This is a genomic window from Streptomyces sp. NPDC058701, from assembly GCF_042715295.1.
Taxonomy (GTDB): Bacteria; Actinomycetota; Actinomycetes; order Streptomycetales; family Streptomycetaceae; genus Streptomyces.
Genome location: NZ_JBHXSY010000029.1, coordinates 49852 through 70470 on the forward strand (window position 1 = coordinate 49852; position 20619 = coordinate 70470).

22 protein-coding genes are annotated in these 20619 nt (G+C 69.7%); 17 read left to right on the forward strand and 5 right to left on the reverse strand.

All coding sequences use genetic code 11. From position 1 onward, the window contains the following. Positions 1–4: 4 nt before the first annotated feature. Positions 5–745: a 50S ribosomal protein L11 methyltransferase gene (locus tag ACFWW8_RS26615; RefSeq protein ID WP_386531982.1), complete on the reverse strand. Its 741-nt coding sequence runs from the start codon at positions 743–745 to the stop codon at positions 5–7. Between the two features lie 641 nt (positions 746–1386). Between ACFWW8_RS26615 and ACFWW8_RS26620 the strand changes: the two genes are divergently transcribed. After that, entirely contained in the window at positions 1387–1836 is a 450-nt protein-coding gene (locus ACFWW8_RS26620) for a hypothetical protein (protein WP_386531984.1), read from the forward strand. Between the two features lie 296 nt (positions 1837–2132). Then, the gene (locus ACFWW8_RS26625; RefSeq protein ID WP_386531986.1) at positions 2133–2405 is read left to right on the forward strand and encodes a hypothetical protein; all 273 of its coding nucleotides are present in this window, start codon (positions 2133–2135) and stop codon (positions 2403–2405) included. 828 nt (positions 2406–3233) lie between these two features. Here ACFWW8_RS26625 and ACFWW8_RS26630 read toward each other — a convergent pair. Both ACFWW8_RS26630 and ACFWW8_RS26635 read right to left on the reverse strand, forming a co-directional pair. Beyond that, positions 3234–3881, reverse strand: a complete 648-nt coding sequence (locus ACFWW8_RS26630; protein ID WP_386531988.1) for a response regulator — start codon at positions 3879–3881, stop codon at positions 3234–3236. Beyond that, on the reverse strand, positions 3866–5086 hold the full coding sequence (locus ACFWW8_RS26635; RefSeq protein ID WP_386531990.1) for a sensor histidine kinase: 1221 nt from the start codon (positions 5084–5086) through the stop codon (positions 3866–3868). Before ACFWW8_RS26635 ends, ACFWW8_RS26630 begins: the two co-directional genes overlap by 16 nt. A gap of 109 nt (positions 5087–5195) precedes the next feature. On the opposite strand from ACFWW8_RS26635, the gene ACFWW8_RS26640 reads away from it, so the two are divergent. The 9 genes from ACFWW8_RS26640 (at position 5196) to ACFWW8_RS26680 (ending at position 14184) form a co-directional block, all read left to right on the forward strand. Then, positions 5196–5963 carry an ABC transporter ATP-binding protein gene (locus ACFWW8_RS26640; protein ID WP_386531992.1) on the forward strand — a complete coding sequence of 256 codons (768 nt, stop codon included), beginning with the start codon at positions 5196–5198 and terminating at the stop codon, positions 5961–5963. Then, on the forward strand, positions 5963–8344 hold the full coding sequence (locus ACFWW8_RS26645) for an FtsX-like permease family protein (RefSeq protein WP_386531994.1): 2382 nt from the start codon (positions 5963–5965) through the stop codon (positions 8342–8344). Before ACFWW8_RS26640 ends, ACFWW8_RS26645 begins: the two co-directional genes overlap by 1 nt. A 374-nt stretch (positions 8345–8718) precedes the next feature. Beyond that, complete coding sequence (locus ACFWW8_RS26650; RefSeq protein WP_386531996.1) at positions 8719–8922, forward strand: cold-shock protein; 204 nt, start codon at positions 8719–8721, stop codon at positions 8920–8922. Positions 8923–9236: 314 nt separating this feature from the next. Beyond that, positions 9237–10763 (forward strand): DEAD/DEAH box helicase, encoded by a 1527-nt coding sequence (locus tag ACFWW8_RS26655; protein WP_386531997.1) that lies wholly within the window; start codon positions 9237–9239, stop codon positions 10761–10763. Positions 10764–10809: 46 nt separating this feature from the next. Further along, positions 10810–11214: a CBS domain-containing protein gene (locus tag ACFWW8_RS26660; protein WP_386531999.1), complete on the forward strand. Its 405-nt coding sequence runs from the start codon at positions 10810–10812 to the stop codon at positions 11212–11214. 49 nt (positions 11215–11263) lie between these two features. Further along, positions 11264–11578, forward strand: coding sequence for an SCO5918 family protein (locus ACFWW8_RS26665; protein ID WP_386532001.1), 315 nt, complete (start codon positions 11264–11266; stop codon positions 11576–11578). Between the two features lie 178 nt (positions 11579–11756). Beyond that, positions 11757–12560 carry an alpha/beta fold hydrolase gene (locus tag ACFWW8_RS26670; protein WP_386532002.1) on the forward strand — a complete coding sequence of 268 codons (804 nt, stop codon included), beginning with the start codon at positions 11757–11759 and terminating at the stop codon, positions 12558–12560. Beyond that, positions 12560–13831: a PP2C family protein-serine/threonine phosphatase gene (locus ACFWW8_RS26675; RefSeq protein WP_386532004.1), complete on the forward strand. Its 1272-nt coding sequence runs from the start codon at positions 12560–12562 to the stop codon at positions 13829–13831. The genes ACFWW8_RS26670 and ACFWW8_RS26675 overlap by 1 nt, the downstream gene beginning before the upstream one ends. Continuing rightward, on the forward strand, positions 13828–14184 hold the full coding sequence (locus tag ACFWW8_RS26680) for an STAS domain-containing protein (protein ID WP_386532006.1): 357 nt from the start codon (positions 13828–13830) through the stop codon (positions 14182–14184). The genes ACFWW8_RS26675 and ACFWW8_RS26680 overlap by 4 nt, the downstream gene beginning before the upstream one ends. A 29-nt stretch (positions 14185–14213) precedes the next feature. Here the strand turns inward: ACFWW8_RS26680 and ACFWW8_RS26685 are convergent, their stop codons facing one another. Further along, on the reverse strand, positions 14214–14615 hold the full coding sequence (locus tag ACFWW8_RS26685) for an ATP-binding protein (RefSeq protein WP_386532008.1): 402 nt from the start codon (positions 14613–14615) through the stop codon (positions 14214–14216). Between the two features lie 1022 nt (positions 14616–15637). Between ACFWW8_RS26685 and ACFWW8_RS26690 the strand changes: the two genes are divergently transcribed. The 5 genes from ACFWW8_RS26690 (at position 15638) to ACFWW8_RS26710 (ending at position 18922) form a co-directional block, all read left to right on the forward strand. After that, on the forward strand, positions 15638–15841 hold the full coding sequence (locus tag ACFWW8_RS26690) for a cold-shock protein (protein ID WP_030303412.1): 204 nt from the start codon (positions 15638–15640) through the stop codon (positions 15839–15841). 298 nt (positions 15842–16139) lie between these two features. Continuing rightward, positions 16140–16574, forward strand: coding sequence for an Hsp20/alpha crystallin family protein (locus tag ACFWW8_RS26695; RefSeq protein WP_386532010.1), 435 nt, complete (start codon positions 16140–16142; stop codon positions 16572–16574). Between the two features lie 102 nt (positions 16575–16676). Then, complete coding sequence (locus ACFWW8_RS26700) at positions 16677–17099, forward strand: DUF2267 domain-containing protein (RefSeq protein WP_386532012.1); 423 nt, start codon at positions 16677–16679, stop codon at positions 17097–17099. A gap of 861 nt (positions 17100–17960) precedes the next feature. Then, positions 17961–18308, forward strand: a complete 348-nt coding sequence (locus tag ACFWW8_RS26705; RefSeq protein ID WP_386532013.1) for a MerR family transcriptional regulator — start codon at positions 17961–17963, stop codon at positions 18306–18308. 254 nt (positions 18309–18562) lie between these two features. Then, positions 18563–18922 carry a PRC-barrel domain containing protein gene (locus tag ACFWW8_RS26710; RefSeq protein WP_386532015.1) on the forward strand — a complete coding sequence of 120 codons (360 nt, stop codon included), beginning with the start codon at positions 18563–18565 and terminating at the stop codon, positions 18920–18922. A gap of 76 nt (positions 18923–18998) precedes the next feature. Here ACFWW8_RS26710 and ACFWW8_RS26715 read toward each other — a convergent pair whose 3' ends face one another. Then, on the reverse strand, positions 18999–19784 hold the full coding sequence (locus ACFWW8_RS26715; protein WP_386532017.1) for a hemolysin III family protein: 786 nt from the start codon (positions 19782–19784) through the stop codon (positions 18999–19001). A 226-nt stretch (positions 19785–20010) separates the two neighbouring features. On the opposite strand from ACFWW8_RS26715, the gene ACFWW8_RS26720 reads away from it, so the two are divergent. Next, on the forward strand, positions 20011–20571 hold the full coding sequence (locus ACFWW8_RS26720; protein ID WP_386532018.1) for a hypothetical protein: 561 nt from the start codon (positions 20011–20013) through the stop codon (positions 20569–20571). Positions 20572–20619 lie beyond the last annotated feature (48 nt).

A 20619-nucleotide genomic window follows, 5' to 3' on the forward strand; every position in this document is an offset into this window, starting at 1 on the left:
GGGATCACGCGGCCTTCGAGCCGCTGGACCGCGTCACCTCGAGCAGCTGGAACGTGACGGGGGCACCTCCCGCGTGGCGGGTCGCCCGCCGACGTTCGGTGATCCGCACACCGGATGCAGCGACCAGCTCGGTCAGCCGGTCCGCGTCGCCGAGGCTGTTGAAACCCAGGAACATCCGGCCCCCGGACGTCAGTCGCCCCAGCCCCTCACGGAGATACCGGTCGTGCGCGGCGTAGCTGCGGTCAAAGATCGCGCGCTGTACCCCGCGGGTGTAGACGAAATCGTCCGGAGCGAAGATGACATTGGAGTTCCAGAACACCAGGTCGAACTTCTCGTCGGCGGCCACAGCACTGTAGAGGTCGCTTCGCAGGACCCGCAGGCGATCGAGCACTCCATGGCGGGCCGCGTTGAGCTCGGTGTTTCGCACCGCTGTCGGATCGATGTCAACGGCTGTGACCCGTGAGCACCCCTGCAACGCGGCCACCACAGCCGTCACCCCGGCACCGCAGCCCACTTCCAGGAAGGTTCCACCCACGGGAAACGGCAGCCATTCGGTGAACAGCACAGTTGACGCGGTGTGGGTCGGAGCGAATACCTGGGGAAGAAGCTGCCACTGAAGCCCCGCCATCTCGAACTGCCGGGGCCGCGTTTCTTCGCCGTGCAGCTCCACCAGTTGCAGGCCGATCCGAAATGCATTGTCACTGGCCGTCGGCAGGACGGCAGAATCGATTAGAGAATGCGACACCAAATATCCTTCTCATGTGATCACGCAGCGAAGCCTGCCGTAAGAGGCTGGCCGTGACCCTACGCGCCGACGGAGCGGCGGTCCGCAGCACTGCCGCTCCGCACGCCGGGCGCCACTCATGGCAACTTCCGCCGACCGGGTGATCATCGACCCTTGTCGGACCCCTCCGCCCGTCGACACGGGACACGCCGCCGACCGGCTGCGTCACACCCGAACGAATGACACGACCGCGCGTCGCCCCCCACCAACGAGCCCGCCCATCATCACGTCACGTGAACAGCCGGCAGTAGTACCGGACGGCGCCCCCCGACGGGCACCCCGTTACCGAGAGGGTTCGAGCAGGCCGATCCGGAAACAGATGTCCCGATGACCCGAATGTTGAATACCGGTCCCCTCGGAACCAATTCACCCATTCGACCCCCCAGATTGAAGCTTCGATCTCCTATGGTGATCACCACCCCCATTCAACGATCGGAGTCCCCTTGCGTCGCCGTTATGCAATTTCTTTGGCCTGCGCCCTACTCACGGTGAGTGCGGCCTCATATGCCCTTGCCGCCGACGTACGGGCCGGCAGCGTCACGGGCGGGACCGTCGACTGCTTCCCCACCGAGGCCCTGACCGCCGTACTCAACGAGCGGGGCATGAGCGTCGAGGCCGCGGCCCCCGCCGACGCCCTTCCCGGCGGTGGCGTCCGCTTCGACAAGGTGTCCGGTTCGATGAGCTCGACCTTCCAAGGCAAGCTGGACATGGAGGGCGGCATCTCCCTGGTCGGCAAGGACGGGACTCGGCTCGACGTACTGAAGCCGTCCGGCGAAACCCCGCTAGGTGCTCTGAGCGCGACACCGCAAACGACACGGCCAGGGCAGGCGCCGCAGACGGGAGCACGAGCCGAGGTCGCATACCCCCTGGTTCCCGGAAGCGTCAGTGGCCGTCCCACGAGCCTGACCACTTTCGAGGTCACGGTGGGATCCACGAACTTTGCGCTGAAGGAGGCCGGTGCCGCGCATATCAACGATGCCTTCGGTACCACCCTCACGAAGGATGCCACGTTCATGAAGTGCACAGCCGTCCTCCAGGGCCGCTTGGGCTGACGCATAACCCATCGAGAACGCCCTGGAGCGGGATTCGTCCACGCACGATGACACCCGCAAGGGCACCCGGACCGACGGACGAACGCTCCCGAGGCTCCCACGGCGCGCCGCCGCTCCTCTTTCACCGGATGCCCATGCCTCGGTGTACTGGTGGCGCGCCGATCGCCGTACAAGCGCGGACGGCAGCACACCCCCGCTACAACCCCTGGCCTGGGCCGTCCTCCTCCGCCACGCTGAGCAGCAGAACAAGTCGCCACCCTCTCGCCCGCAATAGCGGACCCCATGCCCCCGCCCGTTTGCCGACCCTGCCGAAGTCCCGTTGCGACGCGCACGTGCCGCACCCGGACTCCGACAGCGCCGGAGCCGTGGAAGCCGTCCTGACCACATGGCTCTACGGCCGCCTGGCCGACGCGGAATCCCTCGACCCGGTGTTCTGCGACGAGGTGGCCCGTCCCCCGGCCGCCTTCGTACGGCGTGGCGGCAAGCGTCTGCGCGCCTTCATTCGCCTGGTGGGGATGGCGCGCCGCGGGCCGACCCGCCGAATACCCGGGCGCCCGGTCCGCCCGTAAGCCGGCTGGGGACGACGTCCGCGAGGGCAAGCCCGCCTACCTCGCCGCGATCGCCCTGCAACTCGCCGAACGCACCGGGAGCCACCATGCGCTACGCGTTCTCCGACGTTCACTCGGCGACCCGCATCTCACCGCAGACGGGCTGGACGAGTACCGGCAGGCGGTGATCCAAGTCGGCGCACGCAGCGCGGTGACCGAATACATCGAAACGCTGGTGATACACAGCGTGATCGACCTTTCCCGGTTCGACTGGACCCTCGCTCCGAAGACCGGCTCGCCCTCCTCTTCCATGGGGCCACGTCCGACTGTTCGAGGTGATGCCGGACGCGCCGGACGAGGCGTCCTGGCCAGCACCGGGCACACCTGTTGGCCTTGCAGGAGCAATCCCGCACGTCAGCGGCCTACCAGAGTGAGCTGCACACGAGTGATCCGGGTAGCTCACACCAGCCTTCGGGCCACCACCAAGAAGGGCGTGCCCCCCGCCGTGCCCTTAGAGGCGGTCAACAGCGGTCAGAAACAGACTCTGGAGGGCGTCCGAGAGAGGCCGACTGGGTCTGTTTGCCCAGGTCAGATGTGATGTGGACGTGCTCCGCGCAGTAGATTCCCAAGCTTATAGCGCGGGTTCGATTCCCGTCATCCGCACTTCCACGAAGCCCCAGGTCAGCGACCTGGGGCTTCGTCGCCCAGACCGGCTCAGGAGTCCCGCACCACGTGCGCACCACTTGACTCCTTAGCGGCCTGCTCGGCGGCCTTCTCCCGGGCGGCGTACGCCATCCCGTCCAGACCGCCGACCACTTCCTTCTGCCGCTCGTGGTCCGAGGGTTACCGTCAGGCCCGCAGGAAGGCGAGGACCGCCAGCACCCGCCGGTGGCCGTCGGTGTCGACCGGCAGGTCCAGCTTGGCGAAGATGTTGCCGATGTGCTTGTTCACGGCGGCTTCGCTGATGAACAGGTGCGTGGCAAGACTGGCGTTGCTACGCCCCTCCGCGATCAGTCCGAGCACCTCGCGCTCCCGGGGGCTGAGACGTTCCAAGGGGTCCTTCTGCAGCCTCACGAGCTGGTGGACGACCTCCGGGTCCACTACCGTCCCGCCGACGGCGACGCGCTCGATCGCGGCGGTGAAATCGGCCACCGCGCTCACCCGCTCTTTGAGCAGGTAGCCCACCCCGGCCCCGCCGCCCGAGTCCAACAGCCCCAGCGCGTAGGAGCGTTCGACGTACTGACTGAGGACGAGCACGGGCAGCCCCGGGAATTCCTCGCGCAGGCCGACCGCCGCCCGCAGGCCGTCGTCGCCCATCGACGGCGGCATCCGTACGTCGGTGACGATCAGGTCAGGCCGGTCGGCGCGCACGGACGCGACCAAGGCCTCCGCATCGCCGACCGCCGCCACCACCTCGTGGCCGACCCGTTGCAACAGCCCGACCAGGCCCTCCCGCAACAGGACGGCGTCTTCCGCCACGATCAGGCGAAGCGGCACGGAACCTCCACATGCAGCAGGGTGGGACCACCGACCGGGCTCGACACCTGCATCCGGCCGTCGAGCGCCGTGACCCGGTCGGCGAGCCCGGTCACCCCGCTGCCCGCTTCCGGATCGACACCCCCGCGGCCGTCGTCCGTGATGTCGAATATCAACAGATCGGAATGGTAGCGACCCCGCACCTCCGCCATCGTGGCGCCGCTGTGCTTGGCGATGTTCGTCATGGCCTCGTTGATCAGGTAGTACATGGTCGTCTCCAGCTTCCTGGGCAGCCGCTCGGGCAGCCGCAGGTCCACCGTGACCGGGATCGGGAACCGGCCGGCGTAGTCCTCGACCGCCGCGACCAGCCCGTGATCGGCCAGCACCGGTGGGTTGAGGCCCCGGATCAGGGCCCGCAACTCCTGGTGGGCATGGGAGAGATGGCCCTCCGCCTCGGTGAGCAACTCTGCCTGGGGAGAGCCGTCCGGGGTGTCCAGCCGCAGCATCGCGAGGGTCATCCCCAGGGAGACCAGCCGCTGCTGCGCCCCGTCGTGCAGATCGCGCTCGATCCGCACCCGCTCGGCGTCGAAGGAGTCCAGCAGGCGGGACTGCGAGGCACGCACCTCGCGCAGCTCCTCCCCGAGCTCCCGGTCGCGCGGGGCCAGGAAGGTACGTGCCATGGCGGCCCGCGCCCCCGCCCACGAGGTCACGGTGTAGGGGGACGCGAGCAGCACGATCCCGCCGAAGACCGTCCAGGGCCACGTCTCGCCGTCCACGGAGGCGATGGTGAGGGCGGGCACTCCGAAGGAGAAGCCCAGCACCAGCAGGTCCAGCCACCACAGCGCGGCCGCCGAGACCAGCGTGAACATCAGCTCGCGCCAGGTCACCCGCTCCTTGAGACGGGTGGTCACCCAGTTCCTGAGCCCGGGTTCGTCCGGCCTGCGGTGTGGATCGGGCAGGTGGTCGAGGTCCACCAGCCGCAGCCGCCGGCGCTCCACCGACGCCACCCCGGTGGAGGCCAGTACCAGCCCCACCAGGGGTGCGACGCCGATCAGCACCACCAGCAGCACGAGCCCCGCCGCCAGACCGGCGGCGAAGACCAGGACGGCCGCCGCGCCGACCACGACGCCCCCGGCCAGATAGGTCAGGGACCGCCACGGCCAGCTGGAGGTCAGGAAGCTCAAGGGGCTCTGAGCCATGGCCTGCCAAGCCGTTGTGGGACGCATTGGCTCACCGTAACCCGGGCCTTCGGACCGGCGCGGTAGAGCTACCTCTACCTCTGGAGTAGAGGAGGGACCAGTGCTCCGCCCACCCCCCGTCCCGTCACATCGTTCCATGACGACAACGAGGCAAACCCCCTTGCAGGACGCGGTGGAGCTCCACGGAGTACGTAAGGTCCACGGCACCGGCGACCGCTCCGTGACCGCCCTGGACGACGTCTCCATCGGCTTTCCCCGCGGCACCTTCACCGCGATCATGGGCCCCTCCGGCTCCGGGAAGTCCACCCTGCTGCAGTGCGCGGCGGGACTGGAGCAGCCGACCGCCGGGCGGATCGTCCTCGCGGGGGTGGACATCGGCCGGCAGAACGAGAAGGAGCGCACCAAGCTCCGCCGCGACCACATCGGCTTCGTCTTCCAGGCCTTCAACCTCGTCGAATCCCTGACGGCAGCCCAGAACGTGGAGCTTCCCTCCCGGTTCGCCGGCCGCCGGGTCGGCCGCGAGCAGGTCGTGAACGCGCTCACCGCGGTCGGTCTCGCCGACCGCGCCGGCCACCGCCCCAGCGAGCTCTCCGGCGGCCAGCAGCAGCGCGTCGCCCTTGCCCGCGCCCTGGTCACCCGGCCCGACGTGCTCTTCGCGGACGAGCCCACCGGCGCCCTGGACACCGTCACCTCCAAAGAGGTCCTGCGGATGATGCGGATGCTGGTCGACCAGGAGGGCCAGACCACCCTGATGGTCACCCACGACCCGGTGGCGGCAGCCGTGGCCGACGTCGTCGTCTTCCTCAACGACGGTCGCATCGCCGACCGCGTCCCGCTCAGCCGGGACCCGGGCAGCGGCAACGCCGCCACGATCGCCGCCCACATGGCCGGACTGGAGGCGTGATGCTGATCCTCGCGAACGTCCGCGAACGCTGGTCCGGATTCCTCGGTGCCTTCGTCGCCGTCCTGGTCGGCGTGGCCCTCATCACCACCACCCTGGTCGTCTACGACTCCTCCCGCCCCACCGTCCAGCCCCGGTACGCAGGCGCAGCCGCTCTGTCCCTGCCCCGGCAGGCCCTCGACGCGGACGGCAGCCCCGAGGACCGGATCCCGTGGAACGAGGAGGAGGCCGCGCCCCTCCTGACCGGACTCGACGCGGTTCCCGGAGTGGCCTCCGTCGTGGTGGACCGCTCGTTCTACGCCCAGGCGATCATCGGCGGCAAGCCCGTCACCGACGAGGGAGCCATCGAATCCGGGCACGGCTGGGACAGCGCCCGGATGGCGCCCTACCGGCTGCTCTCCGGCCGGGCCCCGAGCGGCGACCGTGAGGTCGTGGTCGACCGGGCCCTGAACGCGGCCGTCGGCAGCGAACTCACCGTCAACATCACCCGGGGCCGGGAGCGGTTCACCGTCGTCGGCACCGTGGACGGCCCCGGCTACTACTTCAGCGAGGCGTTCGCCGCCGAGCAGCAGCCCGGCGTGCGCGCCATCGCCCTCATCGCCGACGAGGGCGCCTCCGCCTCCGCGATCGCCTCCGGCGCCCAGAAGGTCCTGGCCGGCAAGGGCACCGTGGTCTCCGGTGACGGCCGCTCCGAACTCCAGCCCGCGTACATCGAGCACAAGCGCTTCCTCGGCGTCCAGCTCATCAGCGCCATGACGATCCTCGGCCTGTTCACCACGGTCTTCGTCGTAGCCTCCATGCTGGTCCTGGCGACCGGCATGCGCCGTCGGGAGATCGGCCTGCTGCGGACCATCGGCGCCGGACCCGACCAGGTCCGCCGCATGATCCTCGGTGAAGCCGCCGTGGTCGGCGCACTCGGTTCGATCGCCGGCTGCCTGGCCGGCGTCGCCGCCACGCCACTCTTGCGGGGCATCCTGAACGACCTCGACGTGACCCCGCCGAACATGGAGATCACCGTCTCCGCCTGGCCGCTGCTCACCGCCACCGTGATCGGTGTCGGCGTCAGCGTCATCGGCGCCTGGGCCGCCGGCCGCAAGGCCGCGAAGGTGGCCCCGATCGAGGCCCTGCTCGACAGCCGATCCGTCAACAACGGTATGGGCCGAGGCCGTTGGATCGCAGGCCTGGCATGCCTGGGCACCGGTGCGGTCCTCGCCATCGGCACCGCCACCACCGCCGCCGACAACCGGATCAACATGGCGATCTTCGCCACCATGACGCTCATCGTCGCGGCGGCCCTGCTCGCACCCGTCGTCGTGGGCCCCATCGGCCGCGCCCTGACCGCGCCGTTCCAGCGCGGCGGATCGGCCGCTCCGGTTCTGATCCGGGCCGAACTCGTCGCGAGCTCCCGCCGTGCCGCCTCCCTGGTGGCCCCCGTGATCGCAGCCGTCGGGTTCGCGGTCCTGCTCAGCGGCATCGTGGAGACGATGCGGGTGGCCTACCCGGCGGGCGAGGCCCTCAAAGTCGCGGGCCAGACGATCGTCACCCCGGCCGGCACCCCCGGCAACACCGACGAAGTCGTCGCCGCCAACCCGGTGGGCAAGGCCGCCCTGCCGACCCGCGCGTTCGTCTCGACGGCCGCCGACCGACACACCGTCCTGGACGTCCTGGGCACCCGCGACCAGCGGTGGAACAGGCAGGGCGAGGCCGTCCTCGGCGAGCGGACCGCCAAGGTACTGGGCCTGACGCAGGGCGGACACGTCCCGGTCCGGTTCGCCGACGGCGCGAGCGTCACCCTGAAGGTCGGCGCGGTCCTGCCCGACGACCCGGCCCGGGGCGACTTCGTGGTCGCCCGTGACCTGGTCCGTGCCCACGACCCGGCCGCGCTCACCGACGACATCTTCGTCCCGGCCGGGGCCAAGGCGTCCGACGCCGTCCCCGGCACCGCCCTGCACGACGCCACGGAGTACGCCCTCGCGGACTACACCACCGACTCCAAGCTCACCGACAGCCTGGCCGACATGCTCATCTTCATCGCCGTCGGCTACAGCGTGATCGCCGTCGCCAACAGCATGGCCATGGCAGCCCACGGCCGGCGCCGCGACTTCGCGGTCATGAAGTCCGCCGGCGGCACCGTCCGCCAGCTGCTCCTCCTGTCGGTCGGCGAGACCACGATGGTCGTCATCGTCGGCGCCACCCTCGGCGTCCTGGTGACGCTGCCGCCGCTGGCCGGCATGGCCTCCGGGCTCTCGCAGGCCACCTCGTCCGACGTGGGCCTGCACCTGAACACGGGAGCCATCACCCTGGCGATCGTCGGCACCCTGCTGACGGCCGTCACCGCCGGGGCCGCCGTGACCTGGAAGACCATGCGGAAACAGACGGCATAGCACCGGACCACCGCTTGAGAGCGACGCGGCCCCTCCCCCCCTTGCCGCGGCTGACGCCCCCGGCCCACCATCGCTGTATTCGGGGTGAATCAATATCTGCTCCGGCGGTCTAAGAATTCAACGGACCCCGCCAGGAGAGTTTCTTCTACAACACCCCCGGCAGAAATCTTTTACGTACGCAGGCCACTGCAGCGTGCTACTGTCGATCTCGGTTGCAGTTTTGGTACCCAAAAACTTCAAGCGCCTCGAACCGGCCTCAGCGCCGCATCAAGGCGCTTCGTATTTCCCGGTCATTTTCCGGGCGGGGCATCATCGCGGCGACACGGTGTCCGCACAGTGCAGGCGCTGGTGTACTGCCCCAAAGGAGATACGACATGACTGTTGGCACCGTGAAGTGGTTCAACGCGGCAAAGGGTTTCGGCTTCATCGAGCAGGACGGTGGCGGCGACGACGTCTTCGCCCACTTCTCGAACATCGCCGCCCAGGGCTTCCGCGAGCTGATCGAAGGCCAGAAGGTCACCTTCGACATCGCGCAGGGTCAGAAGGGCCCGACGGCCGAGAACATCGTCCCCGCCTGACGCTGACGCGCATGGTGTAGCTGGGGCCCGCATCCCTCGGGGTGCGGGCCCCAGCTGCACCCATTCCCCCGCAGTGCGTCCACCTGCGGGACAAGGCACTGAAGGATGCATCCTCCGTGAGGCCGCATCCGAGTGATTTCTCTGGATTTCTCGCGTCCGTATGACGCCCTCCCATTCCAGCACCTGTGCCCCTGCGGATTCCCTGTGGGCCAGATGTGCTTTCGCATTCCATTCGGCCCGTTCCTGTGGTTCCCGCGCTGCTCTTACCGCTGCCGGAATTCCTTGATTGGTGCCGCAATCAAGGAAGGTTCCACATGAACCCCACACGCACGAACAACCGCTCCTCCCGCAGCCGCACCGGCGGCCCCGCTTTCGGCACTGACGCCGGTTCGGGCCGGGGCAGCCGCTTCGGCTCGTCGGCTCCGAGTCGTTCCGGAGGTCCGAGTCGTTCGGGAACTCCGAGCCGTTCGGGCGGCTACGGCCGCCGGCCCGCCGCGGTCCAGGGCGAGTTCGCCCTGCCGAAGACGATCACGCCTCCCCTGCCCGCCGTCGAGGCGTTCGCCGACCTCGACATGCCGGCCGAGCTGCTCGCGGCGCTGAGCGCGCAGGGAGTGACCATGCCCTTCCCGATCCAGGGCGCCACCCTGCCCAACACCCTCGCGGGCCGTGACGTCCTCGGCCGAGGCCGCACCGGCTCCGGCAAGACCCTCGCCTTCGGCCTCGCCCTGCTGACCCGCACCGCCGGGCAGCGCGCCGAGCCCCAACAGCCGCTCGCACTGATCCTCGTACCGACCCGCGAGCTGGCCCAGCAGGTCACCGACGCCCTCACCCCGTACGCCCGTTCCGTGAAGCTGCGCCTGGCCACCGTCGTCGGCGGCATGTCGATCGGCAAGCAGATCGGTGCGCTCCGCGGAGGCGCGGAAGTCGTCGTGGCCACGCCCGGCCGGTTGAAGGACCTCATCGACCGCGGTGACTGCCGCCTGAACCAGGTCGCAATCACCGTCCTGGACGAGGCCGACCAGATGGCCGACATGGGCTTCATGCCCCAGGTCACCGCGCTCCTGGACCAGGTCCGCCCCGAGGGCCAGCGGATGCTGTTCTCCGCGACCCTGGACCGCAACGTCGACCTGCTGGTCCGGCGCTACCTGACCGACCCGGTCGTGCACTCCGTCGACCCGTCCGCCGGTGCGGTGACCACGATGGAGCACCACGTCCTGCACGTCCACGGCGCCGACAAGCAGCGGATGACGACGGAGATCGCGGCGCGCGACGGCCGGGTGATGATGTTCCTGGACACCAAGCACGCCGTCGACCGGCTGACAGAGCACCTGCTCAACAGCGGTGTCCGGGCCGCGGCGCTGCACGGCGGGAAGTCCCAGCCCCAGCGGACCCGCACCCTGGCCCAGTTCAAGACCGGCCACGTCACCGTCCTGGTCGCGACCAACGTCGCCGCCCGCGGCATCCACGTCGACAACCTCGACCTCGTCGTCAACGTCGACCCGCCGACCGACCACAAGGACTACCTCCACCGCGGCGGCCGCACCGCCCGCGCCGGCGAGTCCGGCAGCGTCGTCACCCTGGTCACCCCCAACCAGCGTCGCGACATGACCCGACTGATGACGGCCGCGGGCATCACCCCGCAGTCCACCCAGGTCCGCTCCGGCGAAGAGGCACTCAACCGCATCACCGGAGCCCAGACCCCCTCCGGCATCCCGGTCACCATCACCGCACCGGTGTCCGAGCGGCCCAAGCGCAGCTCTGCCTCCCGCGGACGGCGCGGGCCCGTGTCGGCCGCCCGGCGCGCGAGCGCGCGGCAGTCCGCCTTCGACGCGGCGGCCTGACGACCACGTGCTCCGGAAACTGACCCATCTCTGCAGGAGGCACCTTTTGACGCTGGTCCAGATGGAGCCCCGCTCCGCGAACGCCGAACTCACGCACCGGACGGTGGACGACGCGATGGAAGCGGCCGGTCCGCAGGTCTGCGACGACATGACCGTCGAGGTGGCCCTCGCCGTCATGGCCGGTTCCCGCGCGGACCATCTGCTCATCTGCGACGAGGACGGCCTCTGCATCGGGCTGATCACCCGGGGCCGGCTCGCCGCTGTCCGCGACAGCGCCGCGTACACGGACCGGGTCCGGCTGCGCGATGTCCGCGGCGACCGCGGGCCGTTCGCCTCACCCCTGACCGACATGGCCGAGGCCGAACACGCGATGCGCTACCGCAAGCTCACCGCTCTGCCCGTCGTAGACGACCAGGGCTGCGCCTTGGGCGTCCTCGCCCTCGCCCGCTGAACCACCTCACCGTGGCCGGACCGTTCCCCTCTTCACCCTGTGAGGCATCATGCGCTGTGTCATCGCCCGCTTCCCGTTCGACCTGACCAAGAGCGGTGTCCTGGAGTCCATGAAGGGCGTCAAGCCCGAGCAGGTCATCGGCGAGTCCGTGATCATCGGGCGCCGTCACTACCCCGTCAAGCAGGTCGGCCAGGTCATCACACGCCAGGACCGCCGCGACTTCAGTGCCGGCGAAGTCCTCCGGGCCATGACCCAGCTCGGCTTCACCTGCCGCGGCAGCATTCCCCCGACCGCCGTGGCCACGCGCGTGCTCAGCCCCCTCCAGCGGGCCTCCGCGATGCTCGGCACCCCCGTGACCGCCTGACCGGTGGGCCCGGCGCACGCCGCCGACCGAACGACGAAGAGGGCCCGACCGGCACGCGCCGCTCGGGCCCTTTCGCGTGCCCGCAGTCGGCCGAGGGCACGTGTGAAGGCGCGAATGGGGCGTGACATGGTCAGGGGGCACGCGGGGTAGGCGAGTGACTCTGGGGAAGTAGCGGTACATGGATATCGAGCGCAGGAACAACGTGACCGTGACCGGCAATCCGCACGGCCCCACGGTGGTGCTGGCCCACGGGTTCGGCTGCGACCAGAACATGTGGCGGCTGACCGTGCCCGCGCTGGCCGATGACTACCGGGTGGTGCTGTTCGACTACGTGGGCTCGGGCCGCTCGGATCTCTCGGCGTTCTCAGAACGCCGATACAGATCCCTGGACGGCTACGCCCAAGACGTGGTGGAGGTGTGCGAAGCCCTCGACCTGCGCGACGCGGTGTTCGTGGGGCATTCGGTCAGCGCGATGGTCGGTGTACTGGCGGCCGAGGCGGCTCCGGCGCGCATCGCGGCGCTGGCGATGATCGCCCCCTCCCCCCGGTACATCGATGACGACGGATATCGGGGCGGTTTCAGCGCGCAGGACATCGACGAGCTCCTGGAGTCGCTGGAAGCGAACTATCTGGGCTGGTCGGCGGCGATGGCGCCGGTGATCATGGGGAATCCGGATCGGCCCGCGCTCGGTGAGGAGCTGGCGAACAGCTTCTGCGCCACCGACCCGGACATGGCACGCGTCTTCGCCCGGACCACCTTCCTGTCCGATTCGAGGGACGAACTGAAGAACGTGAACGTGCCGACGCTGGTCCTGGAATGCACCCAGGACGCCATCGCACCCCGGGAGGTCGGCGCCTTCGTCCACAAGGCGATCCCCGGATCGACGCTCATCACCCTGGACACGAGCGGGCATTGCCCGCACCTGTCCGCTCCCGAGGCCACCAACGAGGCGCTCACCGGGTTCCTGGCAGGCCTGCGGTGATGTGCCGCACCGGGCAGCAGCCCGACCCGCACGGCGCGGGCGAGGAGGAGACGTCGGACGCGGCGTTCGCCGGCCTGCTGGAGGACAGCGCCGAGGAGCTGTACGAGAGCGCACCGTGCGGGTATCTGTCCACGCTGATGGACGGCACCATCGCCAAGATCAACGCCACGTTGCTGGACTGGCTCGGCCTCCACCGGGACGCGGTGGTGGGCCGCATGCGGTTCACCGACCTGCTGACCGTGGGCGGCAGGATCTACCACGAAACCCACTTCGCGCCGCTGCTGCGCATGCAGGGCGAGATCGGCAGCGTCGCCCTCGAGATCCGACAAGCCGACGGCGGCCGGCTTCCCGTGCTGGTCTCCTCCGTGGTCAAGCGCGGAGCCACGGGCGAGCCGCTGCTGATCCGCACCACCGTCTTCAACGCCCGCGACCGCCGCGCTTACGAGGAGGAACTCCTGCGGGCCCGCAAGGCGGCCGAGGACGCACGGAGGCAAGCGGAGATCGACCGTGCCCGGCTGCAGGACGCCCTCGTGGTACTCCAGCAGTCGCTGCTGCCCGACGTCCTTCCGGCCATCCCCGGAGTGGAGGCGGCCGCCCACTACCGCACCGCGTCCCCCGACCGGCTCGGCGGCGACTTCTACGACGTCTTCCCCATCGACGGCCGGCGCTTCGCCTTCTTCCTCGGCGACGTGTGCGGCAAGGGCCCCCAGGCCGCCGCGGTCACTTCACTGACCCGCTACACCCTGCGCGCCGCGGCCCTGCACGACCCTGACCCCGTGTCCGCCCTGTCCACCCTCAACAAAGTCCTCCACGAGCGCTACAGCAGCGGCGACCCCCGCTACTGCACCGCCGTCTTCGGCATCCTCGAACCCGCCCCCACGCCGGGGCACGTCGCCGTCGTCCTCGCCTCGGGCGGACACCCGCCGGCCCTCCTCCTGCGCGCCGACGGCACAGCCGACTTCCTGGCGACCCCGGGCGGCCTCCTCGTCGGCATCCTGCCGAACGCGCACTTCACCAGCGCCGCCACCACGCTCGCCCCCGGCGACACCCTCCTGCTCTACACCGACGGCCTCACCGAAGCCCGCACCGGCGCAGGGCGCACCTCCCTGTACGGGGACGAGGCCCTGCACGCCTTCGCCACCGGCCACGCCGGCAGGTCGCCGGACGAGATCATCGAGGCGCTGACCGGTCTGCTGGACGGCTTCGGCGACGGCCTCGACGACGACACCGCCCTTCTCGCCCTCGGCGTCCCCGTGAAGAACCCACGATGACCCCGCTGCGGACGACCACCCGAGACTCCCCGACCGGCCCCGTCCTGCACATCATCGGCGAACTCGACTACACCACCGCCCCCGACCTGCGCGACCTCATCGCCACGCTCACCGTCCAACCGGGTGCGCTCCTCGTCCTGGACCTCGCCCGCATGGAGTTCTGCGACTCCAGCGGCATCAGCGTCCTGATCGCCGCCCGCAACCAGGTGCAGGCCGCCCGAGCCGACATCGCACTCGCCGCCGTCCCCGCACACACTCTGCGCATCCTGCGGATCATCGGCCTGGACCAGGTCTTCCGCCTCCTGCCGGGCACCGAGCCCGGATCGCCGGGTATCTGTACGGAAGTGCCCTGAACCGGCTGTCCGCCCGCGGGCCGCGGCTCTCAGCGGATCCGTCGGGGGAGGAGCGCGCGTACGGTTTTGCCGCCTTCGGGCGTGGTCGTGACAACGGTGGCGCGGGCGAGGTCGTTGACCATGTGCCAGCCGAATCCGCCGGTGCCGTCGACGAGGTCGGGTGTGCGCATGCGCGGCGGGTGGGGGCTGGAGTCCTCTACGGCGACCTCGATGGTCCCGGGGTGGGTGGCCAGGCGGAGGGTGTAGGCGCCGCCGCCGTGACGCAGGGCGTTGGTGACGAGTTCGGAGACGACCAGGATCACGGTGTCGGCGCATTCCGGGTCGACGGCCGGCTGCCCGAGGGCTCCGAGGAAGGACCGGGCCGCCTGGCGCGCCTCGGCGACGGCGGCCGGAGAACGAAGGGCTGTGCGCTCGGCGCTCAGGGTGGTCATCGCGCGCTCCGGGTCTGTTGTCGGTGTCCGGCCTTGCCTGCCCGGTCGTTGTGCCCTGACCCACAGCCGTTCAACCCGACGGAGCTCAGATTACCTCGGCGACACGCACCCAAAAATCTACCTTGGCCGGAGTAGACATTGAGCGGTGGCGTGGCTATGGTTTCTCTCGTAACCCAGAAAGTCAGCAGGGCCTGGCAGAGACGAACTGCCGGGCAGCAGTACAGGCAGTACCCGTAAGCGCAGTACCCAGCAGTGAAGTCAGTGAGCAGCACCTTGGTGAAGGCGTCGGCTGCGGGCGCGCGCACCAGGAGGTCCGGCAGTGGGGTTCCAAGCCAGAGCAGACGCACGATGGGCGACGGGGCTGGCTGCCGGAACGTGGCGCTCGGCCAGGCCACGAGCAGTACGAGCGGTTGGCAGTACAGCAGTGAGAGAAGTACCGGCAGTACGCAGTTCCCGCTTGGCACGTAGGTGACACCGAGGGAAGAACGGAGGAGTTGAAGCGCCATCAGGATCGCCCGGACCGAGTCTGCGTCCGGGTACCGCAGGACATCGATAGTGAGGTGGTCTCCGGTCAGGCAAACGCGATCCCCGCACTCCCGGCAGCATCCAGGCCGGGTCGGCGGAAACAGAAGGCCGGCGCAGTATCAGGGCCGGCAGATGGTGTAGCAGTTCCTTCGGGGCCCTGGTGCCGTACGCACCAGGGCCCCTCCTCGCGTTCCGCCCCGTGCCGGGAACCGCCTCTCAGCGCCCGAAGGGCGCCCGCGCACGGCGGCGGGGCGGGTGCGCCCGCCGGTCCCGGCGGGGTACCCCCACCCGTGTGCGCGGGACCGTGACGCGCCTCATTCCCTCTGGTGACGAGCCGTTGGAGGCGTGTAGCGTCTGCGTCAGCTGTCGTGGTTCGGAAGTCCCTTTGCCCACGCCTTGGTGTGGGTGTTTTGCTGTGCTGTGCCGCAGGAACCAGGACGATCACCTCCGCCTCCCGCATGGAGCGGGAGGCGTTCATCGACTGGAAGGCATCAGACATGGCTACGGGAACTGTCAAGTGGTTCAACGCTGAAAAGGGCTTCGGCTTCATCGCCCAGGACGGCGGCGGCCCGGACGTCTTCGCCCACTACTCCGCGATCAACTCCTCGGGCTTCCGAGAGCTGCAGGAGGGCCAGGTCGTGACGTTCGACGTCACCCAGGGCCAGAAGGGCCCCCAGGCCGAGAACATCACCCCGGCCTGACCCTCCCCACCCCGCCCGCGCTGCCACAGCGATCGGTGCCCACGACTGTCCATACAGTTCACGGGCGTCCGACCAGCAGACATGTGCGATGACGGTGGGATCCCAGGAATACCGGCTCAGGGCCGCGCGGCGTGTGCCGCGCGGCCCTGAGCCGCGTCTGGACCCGGACCGACCGACCCTCACCCTCGTCACCCTCCGGGTGACATCTCACTTGTCATCGTTTCGATGACATGTTACAACGGATGCACGTTGAAGCGCATTGGCAGTTTCTGCCCGAACCAACTGGAGGTGTTTCGCGATGTTGATGCGCACTGACCCGTTCCGCGAGATGGACCGGATCGTCCAGCAGCTGTCGGGTACGTCCGGAACCTGGTCGAAGCCGTCCGCCATGCCCATGGACGCCTACCGCGAGGGCGACGAGTACGTCATCGCCTTCGACCTCCCCGGCGTGAGCACCGATGCGATCGACATCGACGTCGAGCGGAACATGCTGCGGGTGAAGGCCGAGCGCCGTCCCGCCGCGAAGGCCGACACCGTGCAGATGGAGCTCTCCGAGCGGCCCCTCGGTGTCTTCTCCCGCCAGGTCGTCCTCGCGGACACCCTGGACACCGAGCGCATCCAGGCCGACTACGACGCGGGTGTCCTGACCCTGCGCATCCCGATCGCCGAGCGCGCCAAGCCGCGGAAGGTCAGCATCAGCCGTACGGACGGGCACCAGCAGATCTCCGGCTGAGCCGGCCCCCACCCGCCGACGGAGGACGGGGGACCGCCCCCTCCGGCATCCCGTCCTCCGCGCCCCGCACTCCGCTCCTCGCTCCGTTCCGGAGGTGACGTGATGCCGATGCGACACGAAGTATTTCTGGCCCGGGTCCAGGAGCAGGGCCGGTACGCGACCGTCCCGGAGGCCGAGCGGGTGGCCCGCGTCGTCCTGGCTCTGCTGGGTGCCCACCTCGTCGGCACCGTACGGGCCGAGCTCGCGGCCCGGCTCCCCGAGGCGTACGCGCTGATCCTGCTCAACCCCCTGCAGGCCGCGGAGCCGCTCCCGCCCGAGCGCTTCGTCCGCGCGACCGCGGCCTGGATCGAAGGCGCCACCGAGAAGACGGCCCTGTGGGACATCGGCGCCGTGCTCGCCACCGTGGCCGCCGCCGCGGGCGAGGGCCTCACCCGGGAGGTCCTGCTCCAGCTCCCGCCCGGCTACGACCTCCTCTTCGGCCGCCCCAGTTCCCCTGACCCGGCCCCGGCCTCGATTACCTCCTGACCGGCCACGAGCAAATCTATCCCGGCCGGAGTAGACATTGGACGGTGACGTGGCTATGGTTTCTCTCGTAGCCCAGAGAGACAGCAGGGCCTGGCAGAGACGAACTGCCGGGCAGCAGTACAGGCAGTACCCGTAAGTGCAGTACGCAGGACGGTGCGGTGGTGGAGTTCCGAAGCCAGGGTTGTCGCAGGACGGCGACGGGACTGACGACCGGACCGGGCGGCCCGCAGTGATCAGGGGCCACCACGAGCAGTACCCAGCAGTGAAGTCAGTGAGCAGCACCTTGGTGAAGGCGTCGACTGCGGGCGCGCGCACCAGGAGGTTCGGCAGTGGGGTTCCAAGCCAGAGCAGACGCAGGACGGGCAACGGGGCTGGCTGCCGAAACGTGGCGCTCGGTCAGGCCACGAGCAGTACGCAGGACGGTGCGGTGGTGGAGTTCCGAAGCCAGGGCTGTTGCAGGACGGCGACGGGACTGACGACCGGACCGGGCGGCCCGCAGTGATCAGGGGCCACCACCAGCAGGACAAGCGGTTAGCAGTGCGCAGTACAACAGAAGCATCACCAGCAGTACACAGTCCACCGCTTGGTAAGCAGTTGATCACCGAGGGAAGAACGGAGGAGCTTAGCGCCATCAGGATCGCCCGGGCCGGCAGTTGGAAGCCCGGGTACCGCAGGACATCGATAGTGAGGTGGTCTCCGGTCAAGCAACCGCGATCCCCGCACTCCCGGCAGCATCCAGGCCGGGTCGGCGGAAACAGAAGGCCGGCGCAGTATCAGGGCCGGCAGATGGTGTAGCAGTTCCTTCGGGGCCCTGGTGCCATAGGCACCAGGGCCCCTCCACGCGTTCCGGAAAGATGTTCGATGACAGCAGACGATTCGTTCAACCGTCTCGACGACGACGACTACCCCGCCTACACCATGGGCCGGGCCGCCGCGATGCTCGGCACCACCCAAGGCTTCCTCCGCGCCCTGGGCGAGGCCCGCCTCATCACCCCGCTCCGCTCGGACGGCGGCCACCGCCGCTACTCGCGCTACCAGCTGCGCATCGCCGCCCGCGCCCGCGAACTCGTCGACCAGGGAACCCCCATCGAGGCCGCCTGCCGCATCATCATCCTCGAAGACCAGCTCGAAGAAGCCCAGCGCATCAACGCCGAGTACCGACGAGGTGACGGGGGCGCGCAGACGCACGGCCTCGGCGGACCCTCCTGAGGGCGACGTTCGCACCACCGCGACGCGTAGGCCTTCTCGCCGCGGCCTGCGCGCTGAACGGAGCGCCGCGCGGTCGCCGCGTCGTCGACGAGGTCCACCCCTCCATCAGTCCCAGCACGCACGGCCGGAATCCTCCGGGGACTCGGTTGCCCGCCGAGCAGAGGGGCATGCGGTCGGCGGGTGCGAAGGAGTGGTGCACCGAGCCACCACGCCGTTCGCCGCCGAGGACGAGGACGAGGACGAGGAGACAGTCGGTGAGCGGAGTGTGGATGTACGCGCAGGACAGCGGTTACGCGTCCGGGCAGTCACTGGTGGGATTCACCGTGGAAGCCGCTGACGGTGTCATCGGGCACGCGGACCGGCAGCAGGACCAGCCCGGCATGCAGCACCTGGTGGTGGACACCGGCGTGTGGGTGTTCGGCAGGAGCGTCCTGATCCCGGCCGGCGCCATCACCCGCATCGATACCGAGGAGCAGACGGTGAAGGTCTCGGCCACGCAGGACGAGATCAAGGCCGCGCCCCGGTTCACCACCGACAGCGAGACAGCCGACCACGACTACCTGTCCGCGGTCGGCGGCTACTACGTCTCCCTCCGCCGCCCGCTCGCGCCCTGACCCCCAAGCCGGTCGGCCACGTACCGGCCCCGCGCAACGAGGCGGGCAGGCAGGCGGGCAGCGCGTCGTCGTGTGCTCAGAGGGCAGCGCGGAAGACGGCGACGCAGTGCGCGGTGAAGGCCGCCACCGTCAGGGCGTGGAACACCTCGTGGTACCCGAACCAGCGGGGTGAGGGGTCGGGGCGCTGGAGGGCGTACACGACCGCGCCCGCACTGTAGAGCAGCCCGCCCGTCACCACCAGGGTGAGTACGGCCGCGCCGCCGTTGTGCAGGAAGTCGGGCAGGTAGCGCACCGGTGCCCAGCCCAGGGCCAGATAGCAGGGTGTGTACAGCCAGCGGGGCGCTCCGATCCACAGGACGCGGAAGGCGATGCCGGCCAGAGCGCCCGTCCACACGATCCACAGGAGGACGGACCGCTGGTCAGGGGCGAGGAGGAGCACGGCGAGAGGGGTGCAGGTGCCGGCGATGATCAGGAAGATGTTGGCGTGGTCGAGGCGGCGCAGGACGGCCTCGCCGAGCGGTCCCCAGGTGCCGAGGTGGTAGACGGCGCTCGTTCCGAACAGCAGCCAGGCAGTGACGGCGTACACGGTGCAGGCCACAGTGGCCTGCGGTGTTCCGGCCAGGCAGATGAGGACGATGCCCGCGGCCAGCGACGCGGGGACCATGCCGGCGTGAAGCCAGCCCCGTAGCTTCGGCTTGACCGGCTCCACCAGATCGGCCGCTCGCTCGAGCAGGTCGGCGGCCGGCGGGGAGCCCTCGCGCCCTCCATCCGTGGGTACGGAGAGCACACTGCCGGCTTCGGCGTCGTCCCGGGACACCGCGTCCCGTCCTGACTCGGACTGCTGGGCATCGCTGGCAACCATGGGTTCATGCTAGAAGCCGGCCCTGAGCGGCATCGGGTGAGGTGTGCCGCAGTCGGCCGGCGGCACGGATCGCCGGGCGCGGCCGGTTCATTCGGCCGCCTCCTGGTTGCGGTCCTCGCGGTCTTCCGCCAACCGGGGTCGCGGAACCCGTGTAATCGGGCGGGCCAGGGGAACGATCTGGGCTTCCGAACGGGCCTCTCCGCTCTCCTACGTCCAAGGACCGCCGATGCTTCCCGAGTTTCGCTCCCCCGCGTCCGCCCCCGTCTCCCATCAGCTGGAACAGCGGCTGGGACTGGACCCACGCCTCGAAGCCGGCCGCATCGACGTGGAGCGCGTCGCGGACATCGCCGTCGTCGCATCGGCCCACTCCGACGGGTACGCGGCCACCGCACACCTCCTCGGGCTGCTGGCGGCGCTACCCGCCCCCACCGAGTCCGGGGAGCGCTTCTGGTCGGACCTGTGGAGGTCCTCGGGCTCGCTCTACCTGTTGCCCGCCCACATCAAGGCGTACGTGCTGAGCTCGCTGGCAGGAGAGGGCACCGGCCTGGCCGGGCAAATCCTCTCGGCCTGCGACGAGATGACCCCGCCCCAGCGCATCGCGGCCGGAGAGGTCATCGGCCAGGCACTCGCCGAGTCCGACCACCTCCCCGACCTCAAAACCCAGGTCATCGGCGAGCTGTGGCTCCGGGACCTCGAACTCACCGCCTGGCGCGTCCTGCACGCGGACCACAAATCCGCCGATCCGACCCGGCGGGAAGCCTTCTTCGACGCATGGACGAGTATCTGAACCGCATGCCTTGCGGGGCCCTGGAGCCGGCCCCGGACGGCACGTACG